Here is a 14,608-nt window from a genome sequence, read left to right on the forward strand (position 1 = left end):
CGCTCGTCCAAGCGAGGTTCGATGGCCATCTCACGTCGGGAACTGTTGCGGTACGCGGCCGTCGGCTCGTGCGCGGCCTGGGTGTCGGCCGTCGCCGCCCCCGGGGTGGCGCACGGCCGGGAGGTGCTCGGCACGATCGTCGACTACTCGGCGGCCGTGCCGTCGCCGTCGTCGATCCGTGCCGCCGGGCACATCGGTGCCATCCGGTACGTCTCGGACCGCCGGCCGGGCGCCGAATGGATGCTGGCCAAGCCGCTGACGGAGTCGGAGGCCGCCGCGCTCGTCGCCGGCGACCTCGAGGTCGTGTCGTGTTATCAGTTCGGCAAGGCCGACACGGCGGACTGGCTCGGCGGATACGACGCCGGGGTCCGGCACGCGACGCGCGGCCTCGAGCTGCATCGGGCGGCCGGGGGACCGGCGGACCGGCCGATCTACGCCTCGGTCGACGACAATCCGTCCGAGCAACAGTTCGCCGACCTGATCGCGCCGTACCTGCAGGGCTGGCACGACGTGCTCGGCGCCGGGAACACCGGCGTGTACGCCAACGGGCCGACCATCTCCTGGGCCCGCGACGCCGGCCTGGGATCGTTCTACTGGCAACATGATTGGGGCACGGCTGAGGGCTACGTGCATCCCGCGGCGAACCTGCACCAGGTGGGTGGCGGGACGATCGACGGCATCGGCATCGACGTCAACAATGTATTCAGCGCCGACTACGGGCAGTGGTCGCTCACCGCCGGTTGAGCCCGCCGGGCCGCGCCCGGGGAACGGCGGCGGTCAGGGCCAGCGCGACGGCGGAGGCCGCGATCGACAGCAGGAAGGTGGCGCGGAACCCGTCGAGGGCGGGCACCGTGTAGGTGCCGACCGTCGTGGTCATCGCCGCGAGCACCACGCTCACCACCGCCGCGGACGTGGACGTCCCGATCGAACGCATCAGCGTGTTGAGACTGCTCGCGGCGGCGGTCTCGGACAGCGGCACCGCGCCCATGATCAGGGCCGGCATCGCCGCGTACGCCAGGCCGATGCCCGCCCCGATGATCATCCCCGCCACGACGATGTGCCAGATCTCGGTGTACGCGACGTAGACCAGCACGTAGCCGGCGCCCACCACCACGACCCCGCTCGCCAGGGTGACCCGTGGCCCGTGGCTGCCGGTGATCCGCGCGGAGACGGGGGACAGCGCCATCATGACGACCCCGCCCGGCGCGATGAGCACGCCGGCCGTCACCATGGACAGCCCGAATCCGTAGCCCGTCTCGGTGGGGGCCATCAGCAACTGCGGGAACGCGAGCATCTGTCCGTAGATCGCGAATCCGACGGCGACCGACGCGAGGTTGGTCAGCAGCACCGGGCGCCGCGCGGAGATCCGTAGATTCACCAGGGGTCGCGCCGTGCGCAGTTCGTAGTATCCCCACACGAGCGCCGCGCCGGCGGCGCCGGCGAACATGCCCAGGGTCAGGGGATTCGACCAGCCCCAGGTGCCGCCCTTGGTGACGGGCAGGAGCAACAGCGTCAGCGTGACCGAGAGGCCGATCGCGCCGACGACGTCGAACCGGCCGGGGTTGCGGTGGGGCGACTCCGGGATCACCTTCAGCACCATGGCGATGCCCAGCAGGCCGAAGCCGGCGGCGGCGGCGAACAACATGTGCCAGTCGGCGATCTGGGCGATGGCCGCGGCGACGGGGAATCCGACGGCGCCGCCCACCCCGAGGGTGGCGCTGATGGTCGCCATCGCCCCGGCGATCCGCCGGGGCGGCAGTTCGTCGCGCAGGATCGCGATGCCGAGCGGGATCGCGCCGGTCGCCGCGCCCTGCAGGGCGCGGCCGGCGATCATCGGGAGCAGCGACTCGGCGAGGGCGCAGACGAGGGAGCCGGCCACGACCGCGCCGAGGCTGACCAGCAGCATGCGCCGCTTGCCGAACATGTCGCCCAGCCGGCCGCTGATGGGGGTGAGGACCGCCGCGGCGAGGAGCGTGGCGGTGACCGCCCACGAGGCGTTCTCCACGGACGTGCCGAGCAGGTGCGGCAGCTGGGGGAGCAGGGGGATGACGAGGGTCTGCATCAACGCGACGACGATCCCGCACAGGGAGAGCACCGCGACGAGACCACGGGGTGCGGGGCGTTCGGCTGTGACCGGAACGGGGGTCTCGACGGCCATGCGCCTCCTCGGGTCCGGGGGCCGCGCGATACGGGCGGGCATGGACGTGATCTACGAGATGTATCAGGTTCCCCACCGGGAGGGCAGCCGCGCGCCCGCCGATCGGGACACGGGCCCGGCCGGTCAGCTCTGGCAGTGCGCGGCGGGGTCGGGTTCGGCGGCGGTGACGACGAGCGTGGGATGCGGGTCGTCGGGGGCATCGTGGACACCGCGCCACGACAGCAGCGACCAGCGGGACAGTCCCGACAGCGCCGAGCCGAGGCTGGCGAACGACAGCGACGACAGGGCCGAACCGAACGAGCCCACCGAACCGACGGACAGCACCGACCCCACGCTGCCGATCGACAGGATCGAGTACGCCGAGCCGATGGACAGGATCGAGCCCTCGGAGCGGACGGACAGGATCGACCGGTGTGAACGGCGCGAGCGCAGGGACCGGGAAGCGGTGAGCCTGGACGGTGTTTCGGCCATGACTCGGTCTACCACGCGGTTCCCGGCTCGGGAAGCGCCCGGACGACGGAGGCCGCCGGGGGATGATCCCGGCGGCCTCGGCCAAGGTGCGGATGATCGGTCAGGCGACCGTGACGAGCCCGATCGTCGGCAGGAAGGTGCACGAACGCGGGGCCGCGCCCGCGGCCTGCGTGGTGATGCCGCCGGAGATCACGGCGGCCACGTTGCCGGAGCCGGTGTCGGCGATCGCGCTGAGCGTCGTCGGCCCGTCGGGATTGATCCTGGCCTCGTTGGTCAACGTCGCGGTGCCGCTGCGGCCGTTGGAGACGTTGATCCAGCTCACCGTCAGCGGCTGCGCCTGCTGGTCGGCGAACTTGGCGGTGCCCAGGGCGGTGAACACGAACCCGGCCTGGCCGGCCTTCGGGCCCGGCGGCGGGAGCGGCGCGGGGCCGGCCACGGCGAGCGCGGTGCCGATGGAGTCGCCGCCGTCGCGGATGCAGTCCTTGCCGATGCTCGGGTACAGGAACTGGGAGATCGCCACGGCGCCCGGCTCCGGAATGTCGGGTCCGCCGCCGCCGCTGCCGTCGAGGAAGGTGATCACGCGCTGGAGCAGGGCCTTGACCGAGTCCGGCAGCTGCGAGTTCGCGAGCAGTTCCTTCGCCTGGTCGAGGAGCTGATTCTTGCCGTCCGCGACGTCGGCCGGGCCGGCCGCCGCTCCGACGATGGCGGGGGCGAGGGAGGCGAGGGCCTCGACCTCTTCGGGGGCGGCTGCCTGGGTGCTGAGCATGCCCATGAGCGACTCGATCGACAGATCCGCCGGCACCTGGTAGCCGGCGAACTCGGCCGGCAGCTGGAGCACGTCGGGGATGCCCGGAACGACGGGTTGCGCGACCGCCTGCGACGGCACGGTGAGCGCCGCGGCGGCGGCGAGGGCGCAGGCGGTGAACATCCTGCGCGTTGCTCGGGTTCGAAGCACTTTTCCCCATCCTTGTCGTTGAAGCGGCTCCGGAGCGCGAGGCGCCGATGCCGCTGACGGCTCGGGGAGACACTTTATGTAGGCCCCCCGATCAGTACAAGCCGTGGCCGGTCTCACAGCCGCGCCCGTACTGGCGGGAGTCTAGCCATAACGTGTTCCGATCAGTGGTGTCCGCTCGAGACTACGTGTGACTGATGTGGTTTTTGTGAGAGTAGATGAAACTGTTACTGATGTGAGTATCGTGTTCGGCCCGCCGCCGCGGAACGGATAGTCTGCATCCGTCCCCGGCCCTTCCCCCGGGGTGACGTGACGACGGGAGGCCGCACCGCAGTGTCCGATCCGGTTCGCCCGCATCGACTGTGGTGGTGCGCGGCCCTGCTGGCCGTCTCCGTCGGGGCCCGGCTGGCGTGGAACTTCCTCACGCCCAACGGCATGAATCTCGTGGATCTGCACGTGTACGTCGACGGTTCCGCGGCGCTGCTGCGCGGCGAACTGTACGACTTCACCTACACCCGGGACACTCCCGAGTTCTCCCTGCCCTTCACCTACCCGCCGTTCGCGGCACTGGTCTTCTTCCCGCTGCACTATCTGCCCTTCCCGGTGGTCGGGGTGGCGTGGCAGCTGCTGACCGTCGCCGCCCTGTTCGGCCTCCTGCGCATCTGCCTCGAGTTGCTGTTCGGTTCCGCGGCGCACGGCGCGCGCTGGACGGCGGTCGCGCTCGTGTGGACGGCGGCGGGCATCTGGACGGAGCCCATCCGCACGACCCTCGACTACGGACAGGTCAACGTGTTCCTGGCCTTCGGCGTGATGGTCGCGGTCCGCAGCAACCGCTGGTGGCTCTCGGGCGGACTGGTCGGATTGCTCGCCGGCATCAAGCTGACCCCGGCGATCGCCGGCATGTACTTCGTGGCGCGTCGCCGCTGGGCGGCGGCGTTCTTCTCCGCGGCGACCTTCGCCGCCACCGTCGCCATCAGCTGGCTGGTCCTCGGCGACCAGGCGCGGACCTACTTCACCACGTTGTTCGGCGACGCCGACCGGATCGGGCCGGTGGGGTCGGTCTGGAACCAGTCGCTGCGCGGAGCGCTGAGCCGCATCGCGGGGCACGACGTGGGCACCGGGCCGCTGTGGCTGGCGGCTGTCGCGGCCTCGGCGGTGCTCGCCGTCGCGGCCTGGCGTGCCCTCGGCCCGGACGACCGGCTCGGCACGATCGTCGTCGTCGAACTGTTCGGCCTGCTGGTGTCGCCGATCTCCTGGATGCACCACTGGGTGTGGGTACTGCCGATGCTGCTGTGGCTGGTCTACGGGCCGCTCGCCGGCCGCCCCGGCACCCGTGTGCTCGCCGGGTTCTGGGCGGTGCTGACCGTCGTCGGGGTGCCGTGGCTCCTCGGCCTGGCGCAGGACTCGATGTGGGACATCTCCCGCCCCGCCCTGCTGGCCTGGGCGGGCGCGTGCAACGTGGTGGGGGTGCTGGCGGTGTACACGTGGATCGTCTACACCGGGCGCCCGGCTGCGGCCCCGCCCGTCAGCCGCGGGCCAGCGCGTCGATCTTCCGGGCCAGCTCCACGTCCGACCCGGTGATCCCGCCGGCGGAATGGGTGGACAGCGAGTAGGTCACCTTCCGCCAACGGATGTCGATGTCGGGGTGGTGGTTCGCCGCCTCGGCGGCCTCGGCCACCCTGTCCACCAGCGCGACGGCCGCGGGGAACGAGGAGGACTCGACGGTCCGCACGATCGCGTTCCCGTCCCGTCGCCACTCGGGCAGCTGGGCGAGGGCGGCATCGATGTCGGCGTCGGAGAGCAACTCGGCCATGCCCCATTCTGGGACGATGCCGCACATGAGTGCAACGACGGGCCGGGCGGACGAGGTAGTGGCCGGGGCGATCTTCCGCGACGGCCGGCTGTTGCTGGCCCAGCGCATCGGGCCGCCGGAGCTCGCGGGGCTGTGGGAGCTGCCGGGCGGCAAGGCCGAGCCGGGGGAGTCCGCCGAGGCGGCGCTGCGCCGGGAGCTGCGCGAGGAACTGGGCGTGGAGGTCGCCGGTGCGCAGCGGGTCGGGGTCGGGGTGCCGCTGGACGGCGGCCGGGTGCTGCGTGCCTACCGGGTGGAGCTGCTCTCCGGGGAACCGCGGCCGCTCGAACACGCGGCGCTGTGCTGGGTGGACGCCGACGAGCTGGAGCAGATCGACCTGGTGCCGAACGACCGGCTGTGGCTGCCGGAGCTGCGCGCGCACCTCGGGCGCTGACGGGGCGGCCGGTCAGGCGGCGCGGGCCTTCTTCAGGCGCTTCGCGAGTTCCTTCCCGCCGAGGCCCTCGTGCTCGAGCCTCTTCATCCGCATGATCACCACGGGGCAGCGCACACAGCGGGTCTTCTTGCGGCAGCACTTCTTCTTGGGCTCGAGCTGCGCGACCCTGCTCGCCTTCACCTTGCCCATCCGTGTCGCCGGCCTTTCGTCGGTGGGTCCCGGACCACAGCACTGGGCCCCTGGTCACATCAATTGGAAGGTTAGCATGCCCTAACAAAGGCGGAGGCGCCCGGCGAGCCGGTTTCGGCGGCCCGCAGCCGCCGGCGGGTTCGCCGAACAGTGCGCCGGGACGTGGCGAACGTCACGCTCCGGCCCGCGAACTGGTGAATCAGCCGTCGGCGGGCGCGAGGTACCACGTCCGGCCTGTACTGTATTGGAGGCCGCAGTGCCTGTGCGGGCCGTTCGCGGCCGCGAACGGGTGACTCGCATTCGCGACGCGGCCACCGCAAGAACGCCGTACGGGCGAGGTGCCGTCTGGGTCCAGTGCCGTGTGGCCGGACAACAGCCAGGAGAGCCATCGCGTGAGCACCGCCAGTTTCCGCAACGTCGCCATCGTCGCGCACGTCGACCACGGAAAGACCACCCTCGTCGACGCCATGCTGCGCCAGTCGGGCGCCTTCGCCGAGCGCGCGGAACTCGTCGACCGGGTCATGGACTCCGGTGACCTCGAGCGCGAGAAGGGCATCACCATTCTCGCGAAGAACACCGCCGTGCACCGGTACAACGGCGACGGCACCGTCACCGTCATCAACGTGATCGACACCCCCGGTCACGCCGACTTCGGTGGCGAGGTCGAGCGCGGCCTGTCCATGGTCGACGGCGTCGTCCTGCTCGTCGACGCATCCGAGGGCCCGCTGCCGCAGACCCGCTTCGTGCTGCGCAAGGCGCTCTCCGCGTCGCTGCCGGTGCTGCTGGTGGTCAACAAGACCGACCGCCCCGACGCCCGCATCGCCGAGGTCGTCGAGGAGACCCACGACCTGCTGCTCGACCTCGCCTCCGACCTCGACGACGAGGCCTCCGAGGCCGCCGAGCAGCTGCTGGACCTGCCGGTCCTGTACGCCTCCGGGCGCGAGGGCAAGGCGTCGACGGAACAGCCCGAGAACGGACAGGCGCCCTCCGCCGAGAACCTCGACGCGCTGTTCGACGTCCTCATGAAGTACATCCCCGCCCCCAAGGGCGATCCGGCCGCACCGCTGCAGGCCCACGTCACCAACCTCGACGCCTCCGAGTTCCTCGGCCGCCTGGCGCTGCTGCGCATCCACAACGGCGAGCTGCGCAAGGGCCAGACCGTCGCGTGGATGCACGCCGACGGCGTGAAGAACGTGAAGATCACCGAGCTGCTCCAGACCATCGGTGTCGAGCGCCGGCCCGGTGACGTCGCCGTCGCCGGCGACATCGTCGCCGTCGCCGGTATCCCGGACATCATGATCGGCGACACCCTTGCCGACGTGGACAACCCGGTCGCCCTGCCGCGCATCACGGTCGACGAGCCGGCCATCTCGGTGGTCATCGGCACCAACACGTCGCCGCTCGTCGGCCGCGTGCAGGGCCACAAGCTGACCGCGCGCATGGTCAAGTCCCGTCTCGACTCGGAGCTGGTCGGCAACGTGTCGCTGCGCGTGCTCGACATCGGCCGCCCCGACGCCTGGGAGGTGCAGGGCCGCGGCGAGCTGGCGCTGGCCATCCTCGTCGAGCAGATGCGCCGCGAGGGCTTCGAGCTCACCGTCGGCAAGCCGCAGGTGGTCACCCGGCAGGTCGACGGCAAGGTGCACGAGCCCTACGAGGAACTCACCATCGACAGCCCCGAGGAACACCTCGGCGCGATCACCCAGCTGCTCGCGGCCCGCAAGGGCAAGATGGTGCAGATGTCCAACCACGCCGCCGGATGGGTGCGCATGGAGTTCATCGTCCCGTCGCGCGGCCTCATCGGGTTCCGCACCGACTTCCTCACCGAGACCCGCGGCACGGGCATCGCCAACGCCGTTTTCCACGGCTACGCCCCGTGGGCCGGGGAGATCCGCGCACGGCACACCGGCTCGCTGGTCTCCGACCGCTCGGGCTCGGTCACGCCGTTCGCCATGATCCAGCTCGGCGACCGCGGCACCTTCTTCGTGGAGCCGGGCAGCGACACCTACGAGGGCCATGTCGTGGGCATCAACCCGCGCGCCGAGGACCTCGACATCAACGTCACCCGCGAGAAGAAGCTCACCAACATGCGCTCCTCCACGGCCGACGTGATGGAGACCCTCGCGAAGCCGATCACCCTGAGCCTCGAGGAGGCCATGGAGTTCTGCGCGTCCGACGAGTGCGTCGAGGTCACCCCGGAGATCCTCCGCGTCCGCAAGGTGCACCTGTCGGCCACCGACCGGGCCCGCGCCCGCTCGCGGGAGAAGGCTCGCAACAAGTAGTCGCGGCAGTGGTGGTCCCGGCGCGGCCGGGACCACCGCCGCATCCCGGAGGGAAGGGAGGCCGGATGCGCAGGATCGCCGGGATCACCGCGGTCGCCGCGGTGCTGGGGTTGACGGCGTGCACCGCCGATCCGCCGCCGCCGATCGAGCAGACCGAGCCCACCCGGACCCCCACCCCGGTTCCCCAGCTCAACACCGTCGTGGTGGCCGTCGACGACGTGGGCGCCGGGCTCAACCCGCACCTGCTCGCCGACCAGTCGCCCGTCGGCAACACCGTCGCCGGGATGGTGCTGCCGAGCGCGTTCCGGCCCGTGCCCGACCCCGCGCGGCCCGGCGCCTCCGCCTGGGTGCTCGACGAGTCCGTCCTCGCATCGGCCGAGGTCACCTCGCAGGCCCCGTTCACCATCACCTATCAGGTGCGCGACGAGGCGCAGTGGTCCGACAGCGCGCCCATCGCCGCCGAGGACTTCCGGTACCTGTGGCAGCAGATGATCACCCAGCCCGGTGTGGTCGATCCCGCCGGATACCGCCTCATCGAGGACGTCGGATCCTCCGGCGGCGGCAAGACCGTCACCGTCACGCTGCGCGAGCCCTACCCGGCGTGGCGGGAACTGTTCACCCACCTGCTGCCGGCTCACCTCGTCAAGGACACTCCGGGCGGTTTCACCACGAGCCTCGCCGAATCGATCCCGGTGTCCGGCGGGCAGTTCCATGTCAAGTCCGTCGACCGCGGCCGCGGCGAGATCCTGCTCGAACGCAACGATCGCTTCTGGGGCACGCCGGCCCGGCCCGACCGGATCCTGTTGCGCCGCGGCGGAACCGACGCGCAGCTCGCCGAGTCCATTCGCACCGGCGACGCGCAGGTCGCGCAGATGCACGGTGGGGGATCCGCGCTGCTCGCCCAGCTCGGCGCGATCCCGCAGGTGCGCACCGGCACCCAGCTGCAGCCCCGCGTCCTCGAGCTGACCCTCAACGGCCGCACGACCGAGTTCGCCGATCCGCGCGTGCGCCGGGCCGTCCTCGGGCTTCTCGACCCGGACCTGCTGGCCACCGTCGCGGCCGGCACGGAATCGGCCGTCGTCGCGGCCCGCGCGCAGGTGCTCGCCCCGTCCGATCCCGGCTATTCGCCGACGATGCCGCCGCGGCCCGGCCGCGAGGAGTCCCTCGCGCTCCTCGCCGGGGCCGGGTACGTACTGGCCGGCCCGGCGACGATCGACGCAACCGGCACCCCGGCGCCCGAGACCGCGACCACGGGTCTGCTCGCCCAGGGCGGCGTGCCGCTCACCCTCGTGCTGGGCGTGCCGGAGAACTCGCCGGTGGCCGACGCCGTCGCCCGCACCGCCGCGGACCAGCTGCGTGGGGCCGGCGTCGCCGCCACCGTGACGACGTTGCCGCCGGACGAGCTCTACGGCGACGCCCTCGTCGAGGGGACCGTGCATGCGGTGGTCGGCTGGACGCGCGCCGGAGGCGACCCCGCCACCGCTGCGCTGTCCCGATTCGGTTGCCCCCCAGTGCTTCCCGAGCAGGGCCCCGGCTCCGTCGAGCCGGCTCCCGCACCCACCCCGACGCCGGAGCCCGCCCCCGGCGGTGACGCCGAGTCCGTTCCGGACGGTGACGCCGAGTCCGTTCCGGACGGTGACGCCGGGCCGGTTCCCGACGGTGACACCGGGCCGGTTCCCGACGACGAGATCGAGGCCGCCGAGGCGCAACTCGCCGCACCGAGCAACGTGTCCGGGGTGTGCGACCCCACCCTCGACCCGGAACTCGCCGGGGCCCTGCGCGGCGCCGGCGACGTGCCCGCCGTCCTGGCCGGGGCGCAGCCGAAGCTGTGGGACCTCGCCGTCACCCTGCCGATCGTGCAGGACCGCACCGTGATCGCCGCGGGACCCGGCGTCGAGGGCGTGACGCTGGCCGGCTCGATCCCTGCCGGTTCCCTGTCCGACGCGCAGAACTGGTGGAGGACCACACCGTGACCGATCGGAACGCCCCCGCGCCGAAACGCCTGCTGCTGGTGCACGCCCATCCCGACGACGAATCCATCACCACGGGCGGCACCATCGCCCGCTACGCCGCCGAGGGCGCCGAGGTCACCGTCGTGACGTGCACCCTCGGGGAGGAGGGCGAGGTCGTCGGCGACGAATGGGCGCAGCTCACCGCCGACCGGGCCGATCAACTCGGTGGCTATCGCATCCACGAGCTCGGCCGGGCGCTGGCCGCCCTCGGCGTGCCCGCGCCCCGCTTCCTCGGCGGCGCCGGGCATTGGCGCGACTCCGGGATGGCCGGCACCCCGTCGGCCGCGAACCCGCGGGCCTGGGTGAACGCCGACCGCGACGAGGCGGTGGCCGCACTCGTCGCGGTGATCCGGGAACTGCGCCCGCACGTGGTGGTCACCTACGACCCCGTGGGCGGTTACGGCCACCCCGACCACATCCAGGTGCATCACGTCGTGACCGCAGCGGTCGAGGCCGCGGGGACCGGCGCCTACCCGCACGCCGGCGCACCGTGGGATCCGGCGAAGCTGTACTGGACCGTCACCGAGGCGAGCGCCCTGCGCCGCGGCATCGCGGAGATGACCGGCCTGCCCGACGGGTGGCAGCGTCCCGGCCCCGACGACCTGCCGTGCGTGCCCGACGAACAGGTCACCACCGTGGTCGACGTCGCCGGCGTGCTCGACGCCAAGCGGGCGGCCCTGGCGGCGCACGCGACCCAGGTCGTCGTCGCGCCCGGCGGAGCACAGTTCGCCCTGTCCAACCTCGTCGCGCAGCCCGTGCTGGAGCAGGAGCACTACGTGCTCGTCCGGGGCGACCGCGGCGACGTCGACGGCTCCGGCCGGGAGCGTGACCTCTTCGCCGGGCTGAGTTAGTGTGACCACGAGCACCGGACAGGTGATCGTGGTCACACGAGAGGGTCCTGATGTACAACTGGTCCGTCCAGAACCAGATCGTCGCATTCGTCGATTCGCTGCGTCCCTACGCGGACCAGATCAACGCCGCCTACTACCAGGCGCTCTACGGATTCGCGGACCAGGCCAGCCACGTGCTGACGCTCATGGGCTACCCGCCGGTGCCGTGATCGGCCGGGACCCGGTGACCACCCACCCGCGCCGGTGGCGCACTATCGAACGATGACGGTCGATCCCGCCACCACAGCCACCGAAGCTCCCGCCCCGCCGGCGCCGAAGCCGCGGCCGGGCATCGTCGCGCTGCTGACCTTCGACGGCTTCCTCTGCGCGCTGCTGTCCGTGTTCTTCCTCGGCCTGTACATCGGCACGGTGCCGTTCCCGATCACGATCGTGCTGGCCGGCGCGGCGAACATGCTCCTGGTGATGGCGATGCGCGCCGAGACCGGGTCCGCCTCGCGCGCGGCGTGGCCGCTGCTGGCGTGGATCGTCGGCTTCGTGGTGTGCCTGGCCGGCGGTCCCGGCGGCGATCAGCTCCTCGTCGCCGACTGGCGGACCCTGCTGCTGCCGGTCGGTGCGCTCGCCCCCGCCGGGTTGCACCTGTTCGTCGCCCGCATGGCCGCGCTCACGAGCGCAGTCCGGCAGCCCGCGCCGCGTCCGTGAGCACGGCGGTGAGCATGGCCGGGGTGAGCCGGCCGGTGAACGTGTTCTGCTGGCTCACGTGATAGCAACCGAACACGTGTAGCGGCCTGCGGTCCGCAGCGTCGCCGCGCGGCCGCAGTTCCACCGCCGTGCCGTGCCCGAATCCGGGGCGGGGACGCGGCACGGCCCAGCCGGCGTCGTCGAGCACCGGGAGCAGCGCCCGCCATCCGAAGCCGCCGAGCACCACGACCGAGCGCAACGTCGGCGCCAGCAGCTGCAGCTCCGCGTCGAGCCAGGTGCGGCACGTGTCCCGCTCCTGCGGCGTCGGCCGGTTGGCCGGCGGCGCGCAGTGCACCGGCGACGTGACGCGGGTGCCGAACAGTTCGAGGCCGTCGCCGCGGTGCGTCGCGGTGGGCTGCGACGCCAGGCCCGCCGCGTGCAGCGCGGCGTACAGGAAGTCGCCCGAGCGGTCACCGGTGAACATCCGGCCGGTCCGGTTGCCGCCGTGCGCGGCCGGGGCCAGGCCCACGATCAGCAGGGACGCATCCGCCGGTCCGAACCCGGGCACGGGACGCGCCCAGTACTCCTCGTCGCGGTATGCGGCACGCTTCTCGCGGCCCACCTGCTCCCGCCACGCGACCAGGCGCGGGCAAGCCCGGCACTCGATCAGGCGCGCGTCGAGCGCGGCCAGGTCCGGGGGCCGATCGATCGGGTTCATCGGCGCACCCATCCGTCGCCGGCCCCGGGAGTGACCGCCTCGACCAGCGCCCACGCCTGCTCCGCGGGGAGGTCCACCACCGCGTAGCGGCCCGTACCGGCCGGGGTCGCGGCGACGACCGTCGCCACCCCGGCGCGGCGCTGGAAGAACGTCTGCCGCACCGTCCAGCCGATGATGCCGTCCGCCTCGAGCGAGACGCGGCGCCGATCCAGCGACCCGCCGCGGGTGATCAGCCACGCCGTCGCGTCCTGCGGCCCCGCCCCCAGCACGGCATGCCCCAGGCTGCGGTAGCGATCCCACGCCAGCCCCACCGCCGCCACCGTGACGGCCGCGACCGCCGGACCCCATGCCGCCACCGAGACCGTGCGGCCGGTGACCGCGACCGCCGTCGCACCGGCGGCGACGGCCAGCGCCACGGGACTCAGCGCCCGGGTGAACCGTCGCCGCCGCGCCGCCGGCCCGTGCGGCCGCAGCGGGGCGTCGAGCTGCCGCGTGTCGCGCAGTACCGCTGCCGCGACCCGTCGCGCCTCGGCGGAGGGCGCGGGCGGCAGCAGCAGCGACGACTCGCCGTGCTCGGCGGCGACGCCGGTCATCACCGCGTCCAGGCGGGCCCCGCCGGCCAGGCGCAGCGCAAGCGGCTCGCGAAGGCTCACGCCGCGCAGGCGGCGCCGGTCCAGGGTGGTGTGCCGGTGCCGCAGCAGGCCGTGCCCGACCCGCAGCATCCGCCCGTCGTCGGTGACCGACAGGTCCGTGTACAGCAGCACGTACCGCACGCACGCCGCCAGGCTCGCCACCACGCCCAGGACGAGCAGGCCGAGCACGGCGGCGACGAACGGGCCGGCGGCCTCGATCGACGACAGCCCGCGCTCGACGGTGGCCGACTCGCCGAGCCGCTCGGCGATCCCGTACTGGAAGGCCAGTCCCACCACCGCCGCGACGGTGACCAGCCCCGTGGTCGAGAACGGGGCGTAGCGCACCCAGCCCGGCTGGAACCGGGCGATCGCGGTTTCGGCCGGGGCGGCCGCCCCGGCCGCCTCGTCCGGCGCCCCCGGGTGCGTGCTGAGCAGGGCGGCGCGCAGCGCCGGCACGGCACCGACCGCCAGGCCGTTCAGCTCGAACCGGTTGCGGTCGCGTCCGGCGCCGGTCCGCTGGCCGGTCCCGATCCGCACCACCGCCAGCCCGAGCAGCCGGTGCAGCAGGCGCTGTTCGACGTCCACGGACCGGATGCGGCTGCGCGGCACCGACAGCAGCTGGCGCTGCAGCAGGCCCCGGCGCAGCTCCACGTGCACCGGTCCGATCCGGTAGGTCGTGGTGAACCAGCGCAGCATGCCGATCACCACCAGCAGCGCGGCCACCGCCAGGCCCCAGCCGTGATTGCCGCTGCTGCTGCCGAGCAGCACCGACGCCACCAGCACCGGCAGCAGCCGCAGTACCTCCTCGACGGGGTGGATCAGCAGCATCCGCGGATCCAGCCGCAACCACGGCTGCTCGGCCTCGGCGGCGAGGGCGGGGGCGTCCTCCCGCTCCGGCGGCACGGGTACGTCGCTCACGTGGCATCGGCCTGGCTGCTGCCGGCGATCGCGGTGAGCCGGGCGGCGGTGGCGTCGGCGACCCCGACGTCGAGAGCGGTGATCTCCACGGCGCCCGCGGACGAGGCGGTGGTGACGGTGACGGTGGCGAGGCCGAGCCATCGTTCGATCGGGCCGCGCTCCGTGTCGACCGTCTGGATCCGGGAGATCGGCGCGATCCGGCGTTCCTGGGTGAGCCACCCCGAGCGCGTGTACACGGCGGTGTCGGTGATCTCCCAGCGGTGCACCCGGTACCGCCACAGCGGCATCACGGCCACGTGCGCGACGGCGAGAACCGCGGTGGCGACGCCGGCGGCGACGTGCCAACCCGGGTGCCGGCCGGAGTCGACTATCGCCCACACCACCTGCGCGGCCACGACCGGCACCCACAGCAGCGCGGCGCTCACCGCCCACAGCAGCCGCGCCCTCGGGCTGGGGCGCCACGCCGGATCGGCCATCGTCACCGGCGGCGGGGCGGCCCTGCCGGCT

At 72.9% G+C, this 14,608-nt stretch carries 16 protein-coding genes; 8 read left to right on the forward strand and 8 right to left on the reverse strand.

Annotated features, from left to right (window positions below; all coding sequences use genetic code 11):
- Positions 1-21 precede the first annotated feature (21 nt).
- Positions 22-744 carry a DUF1906 domain-containing protein gene (locus AIIKEEIJ_RS02600; RefSeq protein WP_065922831.1) on the forward strand — a complete coding sequence of 241 codons (723 nt, stop codon included), beginning with the start codon at positions 22-24 and terminating at the stop codon, positions 742-744.
- On the opposite strand, the gene AIIKEEIJ_RS02605 is transcribed toward AIIKEEIJ_RS02600, so the two are convergent.
- The 3 genes from AIIKEEIJ_RS02605 to AIIKEEIJ_RS02615 all read right to left on the reverse strand — a co-directional run bounded on the left by AIIKEEIJ_RS02605 (position 731) and on the right by AIIKEEIJ_RS02615 (position 3,584).
- Entirely contained in the window at positions 731-2,158 is a 1,428-nt protein-coding gene (locus tag AIIKEEIJ_RS02605) for an MFS transporter (protein WP_161994872.1), read from the reverse strand. The two genes, AIIKEEIJ_RS02600 and AIIKEEIJ_RS02605, sit on opposite strands and share 14 nt — an antisense overlap.
- A 123-nt stretch (positions 2,159-2,281) precedes the next feature.
- A complete protein-coding gene (locus AIIKEEIJ_RS02610; protein ID WP_029542331.1) occupies positions 2,282-2,629 on the reverse strand; it encodes a hypothetical protein in 348 nt (115 codons plus the stop codon).
- 100 nt (positions 2,630-2,729) lie between these two features.
- A complete protein-coding gene (locus tag AIIKEEIJ_RS02615) occupies positions 2,730-3,584 on the reverse strand; it encodes an Rv1157c family protein (RefSeq protein WP_006933936.1) in 855 nt (284 codons plus the stop codon).
- Positions 3,585-3,914: 330 nt separating this feature from the next.
- Between AIIKEEIJ_RS02615 and AIIKEEIJ_RS02620 the strand changes: the two genes are divergently transcribed.
- Positions 3,915-5,162: a mannosyltransferase gene (locus AIIKEEIJ_RS02620; RefSeq protein WP_161994880.1), complete on the forward strand. Its 1,248-nt coding sequence runs from the start codon at positions 3,915-3,917 to the stop codon at positions 5,160-5,162.
- Here AIIKEEIJ_RS02620 and AIIKEEIJ_RS02625 read toward each other — a convergent pair.
- Positions 5,107-5,394: a 4a-hydroxytetrahydrobiopterin dehydratase gene (locus AIIKEEIJ_RS02625; RefSeq protein WP_029542335.1), complete on the reverse strand. Its 288-nt coding sequence runs from the start codon at positions 5,392-5,394 to the stop codon at positions 5,107-5,109. The genes AIIKEEIJ_RS02620 and AIIKEEIJ_RS02625 overlap by 56 nt on opposite strands.
- Positions 5,395-5,419: 25 nt before the next feature.
- Between AIIKEEIJ_RS02625 and AIIKEEIJ_RS02630 the strand changes: the two genes are divergently transcribed.
- Complete coding sequence (locus AIIKEEIJ_RS02630) at positions 5,420-5,824, forward strand: (deoxy)nucleoside triphosphate pyrophosphohydrolase (protein ID WP_029542337.1); 405 nt, start codon at positions 5,420-5,422, stop codon at positions 5,822-5,824.
- Between the two features lie 12 nt (positions 5,825-5,836).
- Here AIIKEEIJ_RS02630 and AIIKEEIJ_RS02635 read toward each other — a convergent pair whose 3' ends face one another.
- Positions 5,837-6,004, reverse strand: a complete 168-nt coding sequence (locus tag AIIKEEIJ_RS02635) for a hypothetical protein (RefSeq protein WP_006933942.1) — start codon at positions 6,002-6,004, stop codon at positions 5,837-5,839.
- 401 nt (positions 6,005-6,405) lie between these two features.
- On the opposite strand from AIIKEEIJ_RS02635, the gene typA reads away from it, so the two are divergent.
- The 5 genes from typA to AIIKEEIJ_RS02655 all read left to right on the forward strand — a co-directional run bounded on the left by typA (position 6,406) and on the right by AIIKEEIJ_RS02655 (position 11,854).
- Entirely contained in the window at positions 6,406-8,292 is a 1,887-nt protein-coding gene (gene typA / locus AIIKEEIJ_RS02640) for a translational GTPase TypA (protein WP_006933946.1), read from the forward strand.
- Positions 8,293-8,357: 65 nt separating this feature from the next.
- Complete coding sequence (locus AIIKEEIJ_RS02645) at positions 8,358-10,265, forward strand: ABC transporter substrate-binding protein (RefSeq protein ID WP_161994873.1); 1,908 nt, start codon at positions 8,358-8,360, stop codon at positions 10,263-10,265.
- Positions 10,262-11,155 (forward strand): N-acetyl-1-D-myo-inositol-2-amino-2-deoxy-alpha-D-glucopyranoside deacetylase, encoded by an 894-nt coding sequence (mshB, locus tag AIIKEEIJ_RS02650; RefSeq protein ID WP_083662478.1) that lies wholly within the window; start codon positions 10,262-10,264, stop codon positions 11,153-11,155. Before AIIKEEIJ_RS02645 ends, mshB begins: the two co-directional genes overlap by 4 nt.
- 50 nt (positions 11,156-11,205) lie before the next feature.
- Positions 11,206-11,364 carry a hypothetical protein gene (locus AIIKEEIJ_RS32480; RefSeq protein ID WP_006933951.1) on the forward strand — a complete coding sequence of 53 codons (159 nt, stop codon included), beginning with the start codon at positions 11,206-11,208 and terminating at the stop codon, positions 11,362-11,364.
- Between the two features lie 52 nt (positions 11,365-11,416).
- Positions 11,417-11,854, forward strand: coding sequence for a hypothetical protein (locus tag AIIKEEIJ_RS02655; RefSeq protein ID WP_006933953.1), 438 nt, complete (start codon positions 11,417-11,419; stop codon positions 11,852-11,854).
- On the opposite strand, the gene AIIKEEIJ_RS02660 is transcribed toward AIIKEEIJ_RS02655, so the two are convergent.
- Genes AIIKEEIJ_RS02660 through AIIKEEIJ_RS02670 form a run of 3 tightly spaced genes read right to left on the reverse strand, consistent with a single transcriptional unit; the run spans position 11,817 to position 14,577 of the window.
- The gene (locus tag AIIKEEIJ_RS02660) at positions 11,817-12,551 is read right to left on the reverse strand and encodes a uracil-DNA glycosylase (protein WP_006933956.1); all 735 of its coding nucleotides are present in this window, start codon (positions 12,549-12,551) and stop codon (positions 11,817-11,819) included. The two genes, AIIKEEIJ_RS02655 and AIIKEEIJ_RS02660, sit on opposite strands and share 38 nt — an antisense overlap.
- On the reverse strand, positions 12,548-14,101 hold the full coding sequence (locus tag AIIKEEIJ_RS02665; protein WP_161994874.1) for a PH domain-containing protein: 1,554 nt from the start codon (positions 14,099-14,101) through the stop codon (positions 12,548-12,550). The genes AIIKEEIJ_RS02660 and AIIKEEIJ_RS02665 overlap by 4 nt, the downstream gene beginning before the upstream one ends.
- Positions 14,098-14,577 carry a PH domain-containing protein gene (locus tag AIIKEEIJ_RS02670; RefSeq protein ID WP_044475775.1) on the reverse strand — a complete coding sequence of 160 codons (480 nt, stop codon included), beginning with the start codon at positions 14,575-14,577 and terminating at the stop codon, positions 14,098-14,100. Before AIIKEEIJ_RS02670 ends, AIIKEEIJ_RS02665 begins: the two co-directional genes overlap by 4 nt.
- Between the last annotated feature and the right edge of the window lie 31 nt (positions 14,578-14,608).

The sequence above is a fragment of the Rhodococcus sp. YH1 genome (genome assembly GCF_009939605.1).
GTDB lineage: Bacteria > Actinomycetota > Actinomycetes > Mycobacteriales > Mycobacteriaceae > Rhodococcus > Rhodococcus aetherivorans.